This window comes from Leifsonia aquatica H1aii (genome assembly GCF_000633535.1).
Classification (GTDB): domain Bacteria; phylum Actinomycetota; class Actinomycetes; order Actinomycetales; family Microbacteriaceae; genus Leifsonia; species Leifsonia aquatica_A.
Map to the genome: position 1 here is coordinate 1 of NZ_AYMR01000021.1, position 17,817 is coordinate 17,817.

Annotated in this window: 15 protein-coding genes and 1 pseudogene; 4 read left to right on the top strand and 12 right to left on the bottom strand. The window is 71.6% G+C overall.

Annotation, left to right across the window (positions count from 1 at the left end; all coding sequences use genetic code 11):
- The 3 genes and pseudogenes from U870_RS0118080 to U870_RS0118090 form a co-directional block, all read right to left on the bottom strand.
- Positions 1-463: pseudogene (locus U870_RS0118080) on the bottom strand (hypothetical protein); the annotation flags it as partial.
- Positions 460-1,671 carry a sensor histidine kinase gene (locus tag U870_RS0118085; RefSeq protein ID WP_025158782.1) on the bottom strand — a complete coding sequence of 404 codons (1,212 nt, stop codon included), beginning with the start codon at positions 1,669-1,671 and terminating at the stop codon, positions 460-462. The gene U870_RS0118085 and the pseudogene U870_RS0118080, both read right to left, overlap by 4 nt.
- Before the next feature lie 190 nt (positions 1,672-1,861).
- Entirely contained in the window at positions 1,862-3,007 is a 1,146-nt protein-coding gene (locus tag U870_RS0118090; protein ID WP_025158783.1) for an Rv2578c family radical SAM protein, read from the bottom strand.
- 129 nt (positions 3,008-3,136) lie between these two features.
- On the opposite strand from U870_RS0118090, the gene U870_RS0118095 reads away from it, so the two are divergent.
- The 4 genes from U870_RS0118095 to U870_RS0118110 are packed head-to-tail and all read left to right on the top strand — an operon-like array spanning position 3,137 to position 5,338.
- Entirely contained in the window at positions 3,137-3,886 is a 750-nt protein-coding gene (locus tag U870_RS0118095; RefSeq protein ID WP_025158784.1) for a hypothetical protein, read from the top strand.
- Positions 3,887-3,889: 3 nt separating this feature from the next.
- Complete coding sequence (locus U870_RS0118100) at positions 3,890-4,207, top strand: hypothetical protein (protein ID WP_025158785.1); 318 nt, start codon at positions 3,890-3,892, stop codon at positions 4,205-4,207.
- 16 nt (positions 4,208-4,223) lie between these two features.
- On the top strand, positions 4,224-4,916 hold the full coding sequence (locus tag U870_RS0118105) for a hypothetical protein (RefSeq protein ID WP_025158786.1): 693 nt from the start codon (positions 4,224-4,226) through the stop codon (positions 4,914-4,916).
- Between the two features lie 56 nt (positions 4,917-4,972).
- Positions 4,973-5,338, top strand: a complete 366-nt coding sequence (locus U870_RS0118110) for a hypothetical protein (RefSeq protein WP_025158787.1) — start codon at positions 4,973-4,975, stop codon at positions 5,336-5,338.
- 29 nt (positions 5,339-5,367) lie between these two features.
- On the opposite strand, the gene U870_RS0118115 is transcribed toward U870_RS0118110, so the two are convergent.
- The 9 genes from U870_RS0118115 to U870_RS0118155 form a co-directional block, all read right to left on the bottom strand.
- The gene (locus U870_RS0118115) at positions 5,368-6,990 is read right to left on the bottom strand and encodes an ABC-F family ATP-binding cassette domain-containing protein (RefSeq protein WP_025158788.1); all 1,623 of its coding nucleotides are present in this window, start codon (positions 6,988-6,990) and stop codon (positions 5,368-5,370) included.
- Positions 6,991-7,226: 236 nt separating this feature from the next.
- On the bottom strand, positions 7,227-8,702 hold the full coding sequence (locus U870_RS0118120) for a malate:quinone oxidoreductase (protein ID WP_025158789.1): 1,476 nt from the start codon (positions 8,700-8,702) through the stop codon (positions 7,227-7,229).
- A gap of 91 nt (positions 8,703-8,793) precedes the next feature.
- Positions 8,794-9,237: a DUF1801 domain-containing protein gene (locus tag U870_RS0118125; protein ID WP_025158790.1), complete on the bottom strand. Its 444-nt coding sequence runs from the start codon at positions 9,235-9,237 to the stop codon at positions 8,794-8,796.
- 112 nt (positions 9,238-9,349) lie between these two features.
- Positions 9,350-10,420: an aspartate-semialdehyde dehydrogenase gene (locus U870_RS0118130; RefSeq protein ID WP_025158791.1), complete on the bottom strand. Its 1,071-nt coding sequence runs from the start codon at positions 10,418-10,420 to the stop codon at positions 9,350-9,352.
- Between the two features lie 91 nt (positions 10,421-10,511).
- A complete protein-coding gene (locus U870_RS0118135) occupies positions 10,512-11,798 on the bottom strand; it encodes an aspartate kinase (protein ID WP_025158792.1) in 1,287 nt (428 codons plus the stop codon).
- A 127-nt stretch (positions 11,799-11,925) separates the two neighbouring features.
- Complete coding sequence (gene recR / locus U870_RS0118140) at positions 11,926-12,522, bottom strand: recombination mediator RecR (protein ID WP_025158793.1); 597 nt, start codon at positions 12,520-12,522, stop codon at positions 11,926-11,928.
- Between the two features lie 3 nt (positions 12,523-12,525).
- Complete coding sequence (locus U870_RS0118145; protein WP_025158794.1) at positions 12,526-15,072, bottom strand: DNA polymerase III subunit gamma and tau; 2,547 nt, start codon at positions 15,070-15,072, stop codon at positions 12,526-12,528.
- A 45-nt stretch (positions 15,073-15,117) separates the two neighbouring features.
- Positions 15,118-16,365 carry an acyl-CoA thioesterase/bile acid-CoA:amino acid N-acyltransferase family protein gene (locus U870_RS0118150; RefSeq protein ID WP_240183752.1) on the bottom strand — a complete coding sequence of 416 codons (1,248 nt, stop codon included), beginning with the start codon at positions 16,363-16,365 and terminating at the stop codon, positions 15,118-15,120.
- Positions 16,362-17,810 carry an acyl-CoA thioesterase/BAAT N-terminal domain-containing protein gene (locus U870_RS0118155; RefSeq protein ID WP_025158796.1) on the bottom strand — a complete coding sequence of 483 codons (1,449 nt, stop codon included), beginning with the start codon at positions 17,808-17,810 and terminating at the stop codon, positions 16,362-16,364. The genes U870_RS0118150 and U870_RS0118155 overlap by 4 nt, the downstream gene beginning before the upstream one ends.
- Positions 17,811-17,817: the final 7 nt, after the last annotated feature.

Sequence of the window (17,817 nt, forward strand, 5' to 3'; positions counted from 1 at the left end):
CCCCCGCGACGGCGGCGGCGAGCACTTCGAGCACCGGTCGATACAGCGGCATGGCGATCAGCAGCAGCGCGACGGCGATCTGCCCCCAGTCGTCCTGGATGCGGAGGTTGTGCCCCCAGACCGCGGCGTCGAACAGGCACGCGGCGACCACCGCCAACCCGATCACGGTCACGTGCGACCAGCGGCCGAACGGCGCGAGGCCGGGATGCGTCCGGATGGTCGCGACGACCACGGCGAGCACCAGCACCGCGATGGCCGCGACGGCGAGCGAGGTGGAGCGGAGCTGATCGAGGTGCCAGATCGTGGAGGTGATGGCATACCCGATCGCGGTGGCCCCGATCAGCGGGACGAGGAGCCACGCGGACTGCACCCCCAGCGGGTCGAGTCGTTGCGGCGTCCGTTCGACGGGGACGGAACGCAGCCGCACCATCGTCTCGGTGGGCACTCCGCGCGGCGGCGTCATGAGACGACCTCCGGGGCGCACGGGACGACCATGATCACGGTCGTCCCGACATCGGCGCTGGAATAGACGGTGACGGTCCCTCCGACGCGCGAGATGCGGTCGTGGACGGACTGACGCAGGCCGAGCCGGTCGCCGCCGGTCGAGTCGGGCACGAAACCACGGCCGCTGTCCACGACCATCACGGACAGCGCGTCGTCGCAGATGCTCAGAGCGACCTCGGCCGTGGCGCTGCCGGAATGGCGGATGACGTTGACGAGGCACTGTCGGACGGCGAGTCCGACGGCGCGCAGGGTCGGTTCGTCCAGACGGACGATCGACGACCGGTCGCCGGAGATGTCGACCGCCAGGCCCTCGTCACGCGCGTCCTCGATGGCGCGGTGCAGGTCGCTGCGATACCAGGGGTCGTCGCCGATCGACTCGCTCGGCACGGATTCCGTCAGGGACGGCATCCCGCGCCCGAGCACACCCAGGTCCGCCTCGATGCGCTCCCGAAGACGCTCGGGGAGCGGCCCCGGCTCCGCACGCGAGATGGCCAGAAGCTCGCTGAGCACCGTGTCGTGAGTGTCCGCCGCGAGGTCCCCCACCAGGGATCGCCGCAGGTCGACGAGCCGCACGTCGCGCACGGCCCGGTGGATCGCCGCTTGCGGGCGTCCCCGCGAGCCGCGCGTCAGCCCGTCGAAGGCCAGAACCCCGACCAGGAGCAGGTAGGCACCGAGCGAGATCGCGTCGGTCGTGAATTCCCGTCCGGTCGTGACGGCCGCCAGGAGCACAGCGGCCTCCGCGAGGGCGAAGCCGAGCGACGCCCAGAGGATGCCCGCCAACGCTCCGGTGCCGGTGCCTCCCACCAGCGTCATCGCGACCACCGGGAGTGCGACCACGAACAGGTTCGTGTCCCGGTAGGCCGGGGTGCCGAGGAAGATCGCGACGACGTAGAAGTAGGTGCACACCGTCCCCACCGCGAGATAGGTGATCGTGAGAGCGACCGTGCGCCCGCGCGCGAGCAGGGCGAGCACCGCGAGCAGCGCCACCATCGGGAGGAGCATGAGCAACGTCGACCAGGACGTCCCGCTGACTCCGTTCCCGAACCCCGAGAAGAGCGCGTTCACGAGGGCCGCGACGAGGCAGACGAGCCCGGCCCAGCGGGCAGCCGTCGCGAGTGCCCGGGAGTTCGCGGCCCTCGAGAGGTGGGTGGGCAGGCCGAGAGACACACGACCCCTTTCGAGCGTGCGAGCGATCCGGCCGCAGCCGGAGGGGTCGGATCATCCCGACGCCCTCGGGAATTATGGCATCCGGCGGCCATGCCGTGTACCCCGCATTTGTCGGCATCTTGTACCCCATCGGCCGGTGTCTGCCCTCCCACCCCGCGATGGTCGCCCTGTGTCGCGATGCCGCGTCCGCTCAGAACAGCGTCGGCTGCATCCCCTCCGCGATGAGCGCTGCGCCAACGAGGGACTCCGCATCCGGCGCCGCCTCGCGGACGGTCCCGGGCGCGAGGGCGGGCGGCGACGTGACGACCCTCCGCTCGCCGTCGCCGTCGCGCAGCATCCCGAGAGCGGAGGAGCGGACTCCCCCGGTCAGCGGATCCTCCTCGCCCCGCTGCAGAGCGTGCGCCCGGATGAGCGGCTTGATGCGCGCCGCGAGCCAGGTGCGGTACTCGGCGGGCGCGTACGTCCCCCGGCCGTACATGCTCCGGTACCGCGGGAGGAGTTCGGGATGCTCGCGCGCCAGCCAGAGGTAGTACCACTCCTTCACCCCGGGCTTGAGGTGCAGGGCGGTGTACAGGACGGACGTCGCTCCCGCCTCCTTCGCCTGCCGGAGCGCCTCGTCGAGGTGCTCCTTCGAGTCGGTCAGGTACGGGAGGATCGGCATCAGGAAGACGGAACAGTCCAGCCCGTGCTCGCGCACCGCCGTCACGGTGGCGAGCCGCGCCTTCGTGGATGGGGTTCCCGGCTCGACGGACTGCTGCAGTTCGTCGTCGTAGACCGCGATCGACATCGCGAGGTCGACGGGCACCCGCTTGGCCGCCTCCGCCAGCCGATCGAGGTCGCGTCGCATCAGCGAGCCCTTGGTGAGGATGCTGAACGGGGTACCCGTATCGGCGAGGGCGTCGATGATCCCCGGCATCAGCGCATATCGCCCCTCTGCCCGCTGATACGGGTCGGTGTTGGTGCCGAGCGCCACGGGATGGTGACCCCAACCCGGTCGGGAGAGTTCTCGGCGGAGCACCTCCGCCACATTCACCTTGACGACGATCTCCTGGTCGAAGTCCTTGCCCTGGTCGAGCTCGAGGTAGCTGTGCGTCGGCCGCGCGAAGCAGTAGACGCACGCGTGCGAGCAGCCCCGGTACGGGTTGATCGTCCATCCGAACGGCATCGGGCCGCCCCCGCCGGGGATCTTGTTCAGGGCCGACTTGGCGAGCACCTCGTGGAAGGTGATGCCCGCGAAGTCGGGCGTGCGGACCGAGCGCACGAGATTGTTGAGCCGCGCCAGCCCCGGCAGCGCGGTCGGCGCCTCCGCCGTGAGTTCCTGCCCGCTCCATCTCATGAGTTCATTCGAACATATGTTCGAATGAAGGTCAAGTGGCTCACTCCCCCGGAGCGCCGGTGCGAGGTGGTGATACGGTCGTAGCCGTACGACGACGCGCCCGGGCGGGGGCACCAGGGGGGAGCGCACGTGACCGACGACGCCGAGACGTTCTTCGAGTTGCGCGACGGATTCGATCGTGAAGCGCAGAGCTTCGCCGCCGCGGCCGAGCAGCCGATGCCCTCGACCGCCGCAGACCCGAATGGCGCGATCACGGTCGCCCTCGACGCCGACGGCGGCCCGACCGTCACTCTCTCAGAGCGCTGGCGCGACGACTACGAGCCGGGCGCGCTCGGGGCGGAGATCGTCCGCACGTTCCAGACCCTGGTCGCGGAGCGCACGGCCGGCTGGGCGCAGAACCTCGACGCGTCGTTCGATCAGGAGCGCCGCACCCGGCCCCTGCCCTCCATCGACGACACCCTCGCCGGCCGGCTCCAGGATGCACTCGACGGCGACGAGGACAGCGCGACGGCCGTGACTGGCGTCCTCGAGAACATCCTGGCCCTCCTCGACGACGTCTCGGCCAATATCGATCAGACCTTCGACGCGGCGTTCCAGCGCGGCCGGACCGTGGAGCGCAGTGCGCCGCCCTCCCAGAACCTCGTGGTCGAACTCACCGTGGGCGGAGATCTCGTCGGGATCTCCTTCTCCGAGAGCTGGCTGCAGCGCACCTCGGCTGCGCAGGTCTCGCGCGAGCTCAACGCAGCCATCGCCGAGGCACGCGAACGGAGTTCCGGGGCGCGCGCGGCAGGCCCGCTCGACGGCACCCCGTTGGCCGCGTACCAGCGTTTCATCGACGACCAGGATGCGCTCGTGGCATACCTGCGCGGAAAGGAGTAGGCCATGGATCCGGAGATCGCCCTCAGCTTCGAGGCGCTCAGCAAGGACGCGACGATCTGGGACGCCGCGGCGGACAGTCTCGAGTCGAGCCGGAGCGAACTGTCCGGCATCGAGGTGTACCGCGGGGCGTTCTCCTTCGCGGCGATGGACACGGCCGATGTCTACGCCCAGCTGCACCAGCAGGTCATGACCCTGCTCCAACAGGGCGCCACGGCGACGCGCGACGGGGCGAACGCGCTGCGGGCCGTCCGCGAGGATTTCGAACGCTTCGAGGACATCACGAAGGCCGACCTCTACGCGGTCTGGCAGCCGGTCGTCTGACCGGGGAGGGGACACCATGGACATCGCAGAGCGCGTGCTCGAACTGCTGGAGAAGATCCGGGAGAAGATCGAGGAGATCGGGCGACTCATCAACGCCGTGCTCCGGACGCTGCCGGCCGTGCTCAGCTGGATCGCAGACCGCGTCCGCGACAACTGGAACGACATGCTGGCCAAGATCGGCGAGATGTGGGCATGGTTCGCCGACAAGCTCAGCTACGTCGGCAATCCGTTCACGCTCAACGGGGCCGCGGACGGCTGGAAGCGCGCCGGCAGCCAGGTCGCCCGGATCAACGACACGATCTTCGACGCGAACCTGAGCGTCGACGACCGCTGGACCGGGCGCGCCGCGGAACAGTACAAGCAGTCCATCGAACCGCAACGGCGCGCGAACACCTCGATCATGTCCGACTACGCGGAGAACATCGGCAACGCGCTGAGCGGCCTCGCCGTCGCCATCGCGGTCTTCTGGGGCGCGGTGGTGGCGGCGATCATCGGGCTGCTCGTGGCACTGGCCTCGGCAGCAGTCGCGACCGGCACGATCGTCGGCCTCCCCGCCGCCCCGGTCCTGGTCGCGCTCGGCATCGCCGCCTTCCTCGCCGCCGCGGGCGCAGGCGTCCTCGTGCTGTACGTCTCCGCCGGACAGGCCAAGACGACCATCGGCTCGGCCGGGGCCGGCATCCAGTCCTGGCCGTCGATGGCGTCGTCGTGACGGCCTCCCGCTCGTCGGAACCGTTGTCATCGCGGCGGCCCGGGTTGAACGGAGCCTTGTGCATCGTCATCGGGGTCGTGCTCCTCGCGATGGGCGTCGCCGCATTCGTGGGTGCCGGATACGATCACGCGCTCGTGGGCACGGGGCTCGTCGCCGTGCTGCTCGCGATGATCGCCTTCCTTCTGGGCGGGTTCGGCTTCAGCGTCGGTCGCAGCGCATCGCCTCGATCGGCGACCGGGCCCGTCCTCCTGCTCACGATCCTCGCCGCCGCGATCGGCTTCGTCGGCAACGGCATCACCGCTGTGCTGAGCGCGTTGGAGCCGAGTGTGTTCGGAATCGCGGCGAGCTTCCTGCTGTTCATCCTGGCTCTGAGCCTCGCTCTGCAGGGAGCGATGATCCACGGCGCGGCGAAGACGCGCTGACTCTGCGCGCATCGCCACGCCGTGGGCCGTCACGCGGCGACCAGGGCCAGCTCCTCACCGTTCCAGCGGGCCCGCAGCCAGCGGTCGTGGCTCGCGACCACCACCGCACCCGGGTAGCCTCCGAGCGCCTCCTCGAGCTCGGTCGCGAGCGCGAGCGAGAGGTGGTTCGTCGGCTCGTCCAGCAGGAAGAGGTGCGGCGGCCGGGCGAGGATCAGCGCCAGCGCCAGCCGTCGCTGCTGCCCCACCGAGAGCGCCCCGACGGGACGGTCCAGATCGCGCGGCGCGATCAGGCCGAGCCCGACGAGAGGGATGCTCTCGGCACGCCGCTCCCCCATCGCGGCCGCGTAGACCGTGCGCGGCGAGGCGGACAGGTCGGGGAAACGGACGTCCTGCTCCAGGAGGCCCACCCGCAGACCGCGTCGGCGGCCGACGGAGCCCGCGGTCGGTTCCAACCGGCCCGCCACGGCGGCGAGGAGCGTCGACTTGCCCGCGCCGTTCGCCCCCGTGACCAGCACCCGGGACTGCGGCGCCACGTCGAATGTCGGGACGTCCAGGCGGCCCGGGATGCGCAGCCCGCGCGCGTGCACGAGCAGACCGCCGTCGTCCGCGAGCGGCTGGAACCCCGACGGGATGCCGCCGAATCGCAGGACGGGAGGCGGCTTGCGCACCTGGGTGCGCTCCAGCTCCTCGCGCCGGCCGGTGGCGTTCTTGATCCGCCGGCTGATCTGCTTGTCGAGCGTTCCTCCCTTGAACGACTTCGCGAACTTGTCGTTGTCGCGCACCTTTCCCGACCAGGCGATCGACCGCGCGGTGACGTCCGCGGCGAAGCGGAGCGCCGCCAGCTCGTCCTGCTCGTCGGCGTACTGCTTCTCCCAGCGCGCGCGCTCTGCGGCCTTCGCCGCGAGGTAGTCGCTGTAGCCGCCGCCGAAGGCCACCGGTCCGCCCCGGGCGGGGTCGATGTCGAGCAGACCGGTCGCGACCGCGTCGAGGAACGCGCGATCGTGGCTGGCGAAGAGCACCGGTCCGTTCCACTCGAGGAGCCGCTGTTCCAGGAACGCGGCCGCCGCGTCGTCGAGATGGTTGGTGGGTTCGTCCAGCAGCAGCGCCTCCGGCCGCCCGAGCAGCAGTGCGGCCAGGGCGAATCGACTCCGCTGTCCGCCGGAGACCTCGTCGAGACGCCGGTCGAGCGGGATCCCGCCGACGCCGAGACCGGCGAGCAGTTCGTCGCGGCGCGCGTCGACCGTCCAGATCTCGGAGCGCTCGGCCGCCTCGACGGCACGCTGGTACCGCGTCATCGCGGCGTCACCGCCGTCGGCCAGCGCCCCGGCCGCCTCCTCCAGCTCGCGCTCGGCGGCACGCACCTCGCGGAGCGCGTCCTCGATCAGCGAGCCGAGCGTGTCGGAGCTGCGGAACCGGACCTCCTGCCAGAGGAAGCCGATGGATGCCGGACGAAGGACGGTGCCGGCGTCCGGGGCTTCGACGCCCGCGAGCAGGCGCAGCAGTGTGGATTTCCCCGCGCCGTTCTCACCGATCAGCCCGAGGCGCGAGCCGGGGGCGACGGTGAGCGAGACGTCGGTGAGGATGCGACGCTCGCCGTAGCTGAGCGAGACGCCGTCCGCACGAAGCGGAGTGAGTGTGGTGGATACAGGCATGGAGACCGCCTTCCGAGCGCTCCGGTGAGCCGATTCCCGCCGGGCGTGCTCCGTCGAGAGCGGCGCGTGAGCGCAGTGAACGCGATGACCTGATTCGAGGGTCACCCCACTCTGTCGACGGCGCCTCGGGCGCGGGACGAGAGGAGGTGATCACTTCATAGCGCTAACGACCATAACAGGCCGTCGGTACCGCTGTCCACCCCCGGCTGAGGTGGACGCATACCGTCCGACGCGGACTAGCGGGTCAGATTGAGCGTCGCGGCGGTCTCGGAGAGCACGCGCGCGGCCTCCTCCGGCCGGTCGTTGAGCGTCGTCCCGACCGTCGGGATCAGCTTCTGGATCGTCGGCAGCCACCCGTCGTACCGGTCCGGGAAGCAACGCTTCAGCAGGTCGACCATGATCGGCACGGCTGTGGATGCACCCGGCGACGCGCCGAGCAGCCCGGCGATCGAGCCGTCCTCCGCGGCGACGACCTCGGTGCCGAACTGCAGGACGCCGCCCTTCTTCGCGTCCTTCTTCATCACCTGGACGCGCTGGCCGGCGGTGATGAGCTCCCAGTCCTCGCTTCTGGCGGTGGGCATGAACTCCTGCAGGGCCGTGAGCTTCTTCGCCCGGCTGGCGAGCAGCTCGCCACCCAGGTACTTCATCAGATCGAAGTTGTCGCGGGCGACGGCGAGCATCGGGCCGAGGTTTCCGGCACGGACGGAACCCGGCAGGTCGAACCACGAACCGGTCTTCAGGAACTTGGGGCTGAATCCGGCGTACGGGCCGAAGAGCAGGGACGCCTCGCCGTCGACGACCCGGGTGTCGAGGTGCGGGACCGACATCGGAGGCGCGCCGACCGCGGCCTTGCCGTAGACCTTCGCCTGATGCTGGGCGACGATCTTCGGGTTGCGTGTGCGGAGGAACTGCCCGGAGATCGGGAACCCCCCGAAACCCTTGATCTCGGGGATGCCCGACTTCTGCAGCAGGTGCAGTGCGCCTCCGCCCGCCCCGACGAAGACGAACCGGGCACGGACCTCGTGCGGCGTGTGGCCGACCTGGTGGCGGACCTTGATGCGCCAGAGACCGTCCGTGGTGCGCTTGATGCTGCGCACCCGGTGGTTGAGCGCCAGCTCGGCGCCATTCGCCACGAGGTTGTCGATCAGCGCGCGGGTGAGGGCCCCGAAGTCGACGTCGGTGCCCGAGGTGGACCGCGTCGCGGCGATGCGCTGCTTCGCGTTGCGCTTCTTCGTCAGCAGGGGGGTCCACTCGCCGATGACGGCCGGGTCCTCCGAGAACTCCATGTCGGAGAACAGCGGCTGCTGCTTCAGCGACTCGAAGCGGCGGCGCAGGTAGCGCACGTTGTCGCGCCCCCGCACGAAGGTCATATGCGGCGTCGGGTTGATGAACGTCTCGGGAGCGGGCAGGTCGCCGGAGGCGACGAGGCTCGCCCAGAACTGTCGACTGAGCTGGAACTGCTCGTTGATGCTGATGGCCTTCGCGGGGTCGACGGAACCGTCGGCCGCCTCGGGCATGTAGTTCAGCTCGCAGAGGGCCGCGTGGCCCGTCCCCGCGTTGTTCCAGGGGTTCGAGCTCTCCTGGGCGACCTCGCCCAGGTTCTCGTAGATGCGGATGCTCCAGTCGGGCTGCACGCGCTGCAGGAGTGCGCCGAGCGTCGCGCTCATGATGCCGCCGCCGATGAGGACCACGTCGATGGGAGAATTGCTCACCGTACGATCTTACGGTGCGACCGGAGGCATCCCTTCTCGCTCGCGGGAAAGTGTCTCGATGTCGAGACAACTCGCCTCGGCGGGCGATCCGTCAGCGCACCCGCTCGTAGATCGAGACGAACCGCGCGACGGGGAACGCGGCCACCGTCCTCGCGACCAGCGGGAGGTCGACGTCGTCGAGCGAGCGGAAGCGCACGCAGCTCTTGCCCATGTCGAGCCGCCGTCCCCCGCGCGCCCACTCCCGCCGGAAGCCCTCCTCCTCGGCGGAGTCGCTGTACAGGGCCATGAGGTAGAGCGAGGTGTAGTGCTTCTGCGCGCCGAGGCTCACGTAGGCGAGCGGCTGCCGGTTGTACGTGTCCGGGAAGGTCGCCAACGGGACCACCCAGCCCGGCATCCGCCACTGCACGCCGAGCTCGTAGCCGTCGGGCATCGCCTCGGCGACCGTGTCGAACACCGGCTGGTACACGTCCCGGCGTTTCTGGGGCAGCGCTTCGAGGTACTCGGCGACCTCGGCGGGCAGGTGTTCGGCGCGCATGCGTTCAGGCTAGCGCCCGGCGACGGCCCGGTGCAGGGGCGGCCTCATTCGTGCCGAATGTCCGGAAAGCGTCGCGCTTTCACGACATTCGGCACGAATGTCCGGCGTGGGGTCAGGCCTCGACGGGGGTCGAGAGGCGTTCGGCGACCAGCTCGGCGATCTGCACCGCGTTGAGGGCGGCGCCCTTGCGGAGGTTGTCGTTGCTGATGAAGAGCGCGAGGCCGCGGCCGGCGGGTGCACCCTCGTCCTGACGGATGCGGCCCACGAAGCTCGGGTCCTTGCCCGCGGCTTCGAGCGGGGTCGGGACGTCGGTGAGCACCACACCGGGGGCCGCTGCGAGAAGCTCCTCCGCGCGGGCGGGAGTGATCGGCTCGGCGAACTCGGCGTTGATCGAGAGCGAGTGCCCGGTGAAGACCGGCACGCGCACGCAGGTGCCGCTCACCAGCAGCTCCGGGAGGCCGAGGATCTTGCGGCTCTCGTTGCGGAGCTTCTTCTCCTCGTCCGTCTCGTTCTGGCCGTCGTCGACGATCGAGCCGGCGAGCGGGATCACGTCGAACGCGATCGGGCGGACGTACTTGACCGGCTCCGGGAGCGCGACGGACGAGCCGTCGTGCACGAGCTGGAGCAGGTTCTCGTCGGCGACCGCCGTGCGGACCTGCGTGGCGAGCTCCTCGGCGCCCGCGAGCCCGGAACCGGAGACGGCCTGGTAGGTGCTCACGATGAGGCGCTGGAGGCCGGCCTCCTCGTGCAGGACCTTCAGCACCGGCATCGCGGCCATCGTGGTGCAGTTGGGGTTGGCGATGATGCCCTTGCGCGCGTCGGCGATCGCCTCCGGGTTGACCTCGGAGACCACGAGCGGCACGTCCGGGTCCATGCGCCAGCCGCTCGAGTTGTCGATGACGATGGCACCGGCCTCCGCGAAACGCGGGGCGTGGGCCTTCGAGCCGGTTGCGCCGGCCGAGAACAGGGCGATGTCGACGCCGGAGACGTCCGCCGTGGCGACGTCCTCGACCGTGATCTGCTCCCCGCGGAACGGCAGCGTGGTGCCGGCCGAGCGCGACGAGGCGAAGAAGCGGACGGACGCGGCCGGGAACGCCCGCTCCTCCAGCAGGCGGCGCATCACGCTGCCGACCTGGCCGGTCGCTCCGACGACGGCGATGTTGAGTCCAGTGGTCTCGCTCATGGTGGTGGCCCCTTCGGGTCGATGGTCTTGCACAAACGGAACATGCGGGCCGACGGGCCCATTCCCGGGCGGGCGGCCGAGGGAGGCCGCCCTAGCGGCCGGTGCCGGCGTAGACGATGGCCTTCTCGTCGCCATCGAGGCCGAACGCCGTGTGGATGACGCGGGCGGCCTCGGCGACCGTGTCGGCGCGGGTCACGACCGAGATGCGGATCTCGCTGGTGGAGATCATCTCGATGTTGATGCCGGCGTCGAACAGTGCCTCGAAGAGGCGCGCCGACACTCCGGTGTTGGTCCGCATCCCCGCGCCGACGAGGGCCAGCTTGCCGATCTGGTCGTCGTACTGCAGCGACTGGTAGCCGACCTCGTCCCGTTCCGCGGTGAGGGCGGTCAGCACGCGCTGGCCCTCCGACTTCGGCAGAGTGAAGGAGATGTCGGTGAGGCTGGTGGCCGCCGCCGACACGTTCTGGACGATCATGTCGACGTTGGCGTTGGCCTTGGCGACGATCTTGAAGATCTGCGCGGCCTTGCCCGGCACATCGGGCACGCCGACGACGGTGATCTTCGCCTCGCTCAGATCGGTGGCGACTCCGGAGATGATCGGCTCTTCCACGGTTCCATCCTTCTGCGCGGCGAGGGCCGCTGCTTCTTCGTTGAGGACGTACGTGCCCTCCTTGTTCGAGAACGAGGAGCGCACGTGCAGGGTCACGTTGTGACGGCGGGCGTATTCGACCGCGCGGATGTGCAGGACCTTCGCGCCGGCGGCGGCGAGCTCCAGCATCTCCTCGCTGGTGATGCGGTCGATCTTGCGCGCCAGCGGCACCTGACGGGGGTCGGAGGTGAAGACGCCGTCCACGTCGGTGTAGATCTCGCACACCTCGGCACCGAGCGCGGCGGCGAGGGCGACCGCGGTCGTATCCGAGCCGCCGCGGCCGAGGGTGGTGATGTCGCGGGTGTCGCGGTTGAAGCCCTGGAAGCCGGCGACGATCGCGATGGCGCCTTCGGACAGGGCGTCCTGGATGCGGCCGGGGGTCACGTCGACGATGCGGGCCGAGCCGTGCTGCGCGTCGGTGATCATGCCGGCCTGGCTGCCGGTGAACGAGCGCGCGTCGTAGCCCATGCTCTTGATCGCCATCGCGAGGAGCGCCATCGAGATGCGCTCCCCCGCGGTGAGGAGCATGTCGAGCTCGCGCGGTGCCGGGATCGGGGTGACCTCGTGGGCCAGGTCGACCAGCTCGTCCGTCGTGTCGCCCATCGCGGAGACGGCGACGACGACCTCGTTGCCGGCCTTGCGCGTCTCGACGATGCGCTTGGCGACACGCTTGATGCTCTCGGCATTCGAGACGGACGAACCGCCGAATTTCTGGACGATCAGGGCCACGGACACTCCTGGACTCACGGGTTTTCCATCTTACCGTCCAGGTGCATACCCGGATCCCCATATGACGACGCGGCCAGGAGGGTCGGACGCCGGCCGTCCGGAGCCCGGGTCGAGCGGCTCTGGAGGGTCAGGAGACCTGGCGACGCCCCTCGAACGCGCGGCCCAGGGTGACCTCGTCGGCGTACTCCAGGTCGCCGCCGACGGGGAGTCCGGAGGCGAGCCGGGTGACCCGGATCTCCAGCGTCGTCAGCAGTCGGCTGAGGTAGGTGGCGGTCGCCTCGCCCTCGAGGTTGGGGTCGGTGGCGATGATGACCTCCTGCACCGTGCCGTCGGCGAGGCGCTGCATCAGCTGGCGGATGCGCAGGTCGTCCGGCCCGATGCCGTCGATCGGGCTGATCGCGCCGCCCAGCACGTGGTAGAGGCCGCGGAACTCGCGCGTGCGCTCGATCGCGACGACGTCCTTCGCCTCTTCGACGACGCAGATGAGCTCGGGCGACCGGCGCGGGTCGCGGCAGATCGAGCACGTCTCCTGCTCCGACACGTTGCCGCAGATCGCGCAGAATCGCACCTTGTCGCGCACCTCGAGCAGCACTTCGGCGAGCCGGGTGACGTCGAAGGTCTCGGTCTGCAGAATGTGGAACGCGATGCGCTGCGCCGATTTCGGGCCGATGCCGGGCAGCCGGCCGAGCTCGTCGATCAGCTCTTGGACGATGCCTTCGTACACCGGTTACCTCATCCCCATCGTGGGCGGGGCGTCGATCTCTTCGATGAAGGTCGCACCGAGCAGTTCGCGCACGACGGCCTCGCCGTAGCGCTGCGGCTCCTGGAAGGTGGGGGTGCGCGCGCCGGAGGCCGACGCCGACCGCTGGGCGGCCGCGGGTGCGGCTTCACGCCGGGTCGGTGATGATCCGGGAGCCGCGGGACCGCCCGTTCGCGGCGCCCGGGAGTCGGCGGGCGAGGGGTTCTCGGCACGGTCGGGCCCGACGGCCGGTGCGGCGCCGGGTGCGGGGGTGCTGCGGTCGGACGGCGTGGGCGCGGCGGCCCAGTCGCCCGTCGGCTCGTCGGGCGTCGGAGGCTCGAACGGGGGTTCGGTCTCGTCCGGCGGGACATCGTCGTAGGGGGGCTCGTCGGAGGCCGGAGCAGGAGTCGCGGGCGGCGTCACCGCCTGCGCCTGCCCGCGGGGGCCGTCCTGCGGGGGCGATGGCCGATCCATCGTCGCGACCGGTGCGGGAGCCGTGGCACCCGCACCCGGGATGCTGGCAATGGCCCAGTCAGTGACGGGACCGGACGCCGGCGCCGGCGTGCCCGAGGAGATGGAGGCGGCGGAGGCGGGAGCGGGGTCCGCCGGGGCGACGGCAGCCGGAGCCGCCGAAACAGCTGACGACACCGGAGCGGCCGACACCGAAGCACCCGACGCGGCCGCCGGTCCCCCTGCGCGGGTCGCCTCGTCGGCACGCGGGCCGGCCGGCCGGCCGTCGGAGACCGGAGCCGGAGGTGCGACGGGAGGCCGTGGACCGCCGCCGGGACCGCCGTCCGCGCGCGCGATGAACTTCACCCGGATGCCCAGGACGTCCACGATCGCCTGCCGGAGGTATTCGCTGACGCCCGGGGTTCCGGGGGCCGAGGCTTGACGGAAGCTCTGAACGTCGTTGTCGCTCGGGAAGGACAGCGTCAGCACGTCGCCGTTGAGCACGCGGACCTGAGCGGTGAAGACGACCATCCAGGCGCTGCGCTTCGCGCGCTGCACGGCATCGAGGATCTGCGTCCAGGAGTCCTTGACCTGCTGCGTGGTGACCGGACCGATCGCCGCGGGAGCCGCCGGCACTGAGGAGGCGGCCGGGGAGGGCGACGCTGCCACGGCGGCCGCACCCGTCTCGGCGGGCGCGGCCTCGTCGGCCGGAGCGATCGGAGTGGCCGGAGCGATCGGAGCCGCAGGATGCTGCGCCGAGTCCACCGGCGCAGCCGGCGACGCCGGAGAGGCCGCCTGTGGAGATGTGGAGGTCGCGGGGGCGGAGCCGGCGGCTGAGGGGGTGCGAGTCGGAGCCTCGGAGCCTCCCTCGCGCGTCGTGACGTCCCGCGGCGCCGCGCTCGCACCGCGGTCGCCGTCGCTGACCCCGACGCGGCGCTCCAGCCGCTCCACGCGGGCGAGGGCGCCGCGCTCCGAGGCGTCGCTGGACGGCACGAGCACCCGCGCGAGCAGCAGCTCCAGGTGCAGCCGCGGCGAGGTCGCACCGGTCATCTCGGTGAGCGCGGCGTTGACGATGTCGGCGGCACGACTGAGCTCGGCGGCGCCGAACTTCATAGCCTGGACGCCCATCCGGTCGAGCTCGTCCTGCGGCACCCCGCGGAGCACGGCGGCGGCGCCGTCGACACTCGTCGCGGCGACGACGATGAGATCGCGCAGCCGCTCCAGCAGGTCCTCGACGAAGCGCCGCGGGTCCTGACCGGTCTGGATCACCCGGTCGACCGCCGAGAACGCGCCGGCGGCATCACGTGCGGCGATCGCGTCGATGACCTCGTCGAGCAGGGCAGCGTGCGTGTACCCGAGGAGGGCCACGGCCCGCTCGTACTCGATCGAGGCTCCCTCGGATCCCGCCATCAGCTGGTCGAGCAGCGAGAGGGTGTCCCGCGGCGAACCGCCTCCGGCGCGCACCACCAGGGGCAGCACGCCCGGGGCGACCGTCATGCCCTCGCTGTCGCACAGGGTCTGCACGTACGCGAGCATCTGCGCGGGCGGCACCAGCCGGAACGGGTAGTGGTGGGTGCGGGAGCGGATGGTGCCGATGACCTTCTCGGGCTCGGTCGTCGCGAAGATGAACTTCACGTGCTCCGGCGGCTCCTCGACGATCTTGAGCAGCGCGTTGAAGCCCTGCGGCGTCACCATGTGCGCCTCGTCGAGGATGAAGATCTTGTAGCGGTCGCGCGCGGGGGCGAAGATCGCCCGCTCGCGGATGTCGCGGGCGTCGTCCACGCCGTTGTGGCTGGCGGCGTCGATCTCGACCACGTCGAGGGAGCCGCCGCCGTCACGGCTGAGCTCGACGCAGCTCGGGCAGACCCCGCAGGGGGTGTCGGTGGGGCCCTCTGCGCAGTTGAGGCAGCGGGCCAGGATGCGCGCGGATGTCGTCTTGCCGCAGCCGCGCGGACCGGAGAACAGGTACGCGTGGTTCACCCGGTTGGTGCGCAGCGCCGTCATCAGAGGCTCCGTCACCTGGGACTGGCCGATCATGTCGGCGAAGGTGTCGGGCCGATAGCGGCGATACAGAGCGGTTACCACCCACACATGCTACTGGCCGCCGCTGACATTCGTCCGGGCGCGAGGTCAGCGGCCGGGTACGGTGGACGGCGCCGTCAGGGCGGTGACGATCGCCCGCCAGACGGTGTCCCTCCCCCGCTCGGTGGACTGCGCCGTCGCGTCCGCCGGCAGGTACAGCGGTGTGAAGGGCGGGGTGTAGAAAAGGTGGGACGCCCCGACCGCCCGGACGTACGAGTCGCCCGGCCGGGCGGGCCGCAGGCGCGCCGCCTCGTCCATCCACGCACAGCCGTTCGCGAGTTGCTCGTCACGATCCGCGCACCCGAGAACGAGCGGCCCGCGGATGCGTCCCAGGTCGAGCACGGACGCCGCCTCGACATGGTCCGTGCCGGTCACGCAGGGCACCCACGCACCGCCCACGGTGATCGCGGGGCTCGGCACCGGGGACGGGCACACCAGCCCGGTCGTGCCGCCCGGGGCGATCGCGCCGTAGACCAGTCCGGGATGGGCGACGGCGAGCCAGAGTGCGAGCTGCGCACCCCGGGAGGTGCCCATCACGAAGATGCGCTGGTCGTCGACGCCCGGCTGTGCCATCAGCCAGTCGACGGCGGTCAGCAGCCGCTCCGCGGGCACGGTCCGGCGCGGCTCGAGCTGTCCCGCCGAGCCGTAGGTGGAGAGGGCGAGCGCCGGATAGCCCATCGCGGACAGGGTGGCGGCCTCGAGGACGCCGGTGGGTGTCCCCGGATCGGTGCCGTCCAGCACGAGCACGGCCGGACGCAGGCCGTCCGTCTGCCGCACCGGGGCGAAGAAGTCGCCGCTGAGCCCGTCCTCCGAGACCACCCTCGACGGCGCGGCGGCGGTGAGCCCCACCCGCTGCACGCTGGCCGCGGCGACCCGCAGTCCTCCGACGGTCGCCGTGAGGTCGACCGTGAGGGTCGCGCCTCCCCAGGTCTCGTCCGAGGTCGCGGCGGCACCGTGGGCGCTCCGCATGGTCCAGAACAGACCCATCGGGTCCGCCCCGGCGAACGGCGCCTCGACCGGTGCCTGATGAGCGAGATCCACATCGCCGTCGGGTGGGACGGCGTAGACGGCCTGCGACGACCAGCCGCCTCCGACACGGGTGGACGCTGCGATGGTCACGCGCTGTCCGGCGGGAAACCCCTCGAGCGAGATCCGCTCCGGCTCCCAGACGCCGGTCGGGTTCGCCGCGACGACGAAGCGCGGGCCTCCGCTCGACGGCGACGAGCATCCCGCCAGCGAGGCCAGCACGATGCCGGCGATCACAGCGAAGCAGAGACCGGCCCGGCGTGCGCTCATGTGCGCGCCGCCCGCAGCACGATCTGGGCGACGGCGTTCCAGAACGCGATGCGCGCCTGCTCCGTCGCCTGGGCGTCCGCGCCGCTGCCGCCGCCCCCGCGGGCCGCCCGGGAGTCCGCCAACGCCACGGGCAGCCCGGGCGGGACGGTCACGGCGTGGCCCGCGAGGTGGGAGCGGAGGAGGCTGTCGCCCGCCCGCACCCCGCGGGCGGAGACGAGCGCCTGCTGTCCGGCGCACGCGGACGGCAGCACGGCGTCCCGGTCGCCGCAGGCGAGCACCACGGGTCCGTTCACATCCCGGAGGGGGAGCACCGCGCTCGCCGACACCGGCCCGGGCTCGACCCGGCACGGCAGACCGGCGCCGTCCTCGAACGCCGGAGCGGTCGATCCGGACGGCAGGCACAGCAGCTGCGGCGCACCTCCGGCGGCGAAGAGTCCGTGCAGCCGGGTCGGGAACCGCGTCGCCGCCCAGAGCGCCAGCGGTTCCGAGACGCCCGTGCCGTACACGAACACCTGGCGGGCGTCGATCCCCTGCTGGTCGCCCAGCCAGGCGAGTGCGTCCGCGACCGTGGTGCTGTCGACGACGCTGGCCGCGCGGACGCCGTCGGGTGCGGACGAGACCGGGAGGACGAGCACGGACGCCCCGAAACGGGCGAGCAGCGGCGCCACGAATGCGGAGGACGCGCCCGGCGACGGGTCGTCGAACATCAGGACGGCCGGCGTGACGGGTCGCTCCTGGGAGGCCGCGCTCCAGAACTGGGCGACCGGCTGGTCCTCGTGGGTCTCGCGCGGGAGGGCGGACGCGCCCAGCAGGTCGCGGGTGTAGAGGGTGTGCGGTCGCAGGCCGTCGGCGAGCCCTTGGAGGGAGAAGGTGCGCGCGGCGACCACGCGGTCGCCGTCGACGGCCGAGAACCGCACCGGGAGGGTGTCGTGCATCCATTGCGTGGCCAGGGACGCGCCGGAGAGCTCCGGACCGGCGAGGGACCAGAACAGCCCCACCGAGTCCGGTTCGGCGAACGGGGCCAGCTGCGGGCGCGCGGAGGCGAGGTCGAGGACGCCTCCCGCCGGGACCGTGTAGGTCGCGGACGATCGCCACGTGCCGCGCTCGGTGGTGAGCGAGGCGGCGATCCGGAGCCGGCTCCCCGGCTGCGCCCCCACGAGCTCCAACGGCACGGGCCAGAGCACCGACGTGTAGTGGATGAGCGGGGGCGTGACGAATCGGGGCCCCGCCGCGCCGCTCGCCGCGGTGGAGCATCCGCTCAGGACGAGCACGATCGCCGCGGCGGCCGCAGCGGAGGCGATCGCGGCGCTGCGGCGCCGTACCGGCCCACGCCGCGCCCACGGCCGGCGCCGCAGCGGCCGGAGCGGTGCCGGGTGGCGCGGGGACGGACCGGCGGTCGGCCTCCGCCGCCCGCCGTCCTCTCCGTCGCCGCCCCGTCGCCGCATCCCGGTT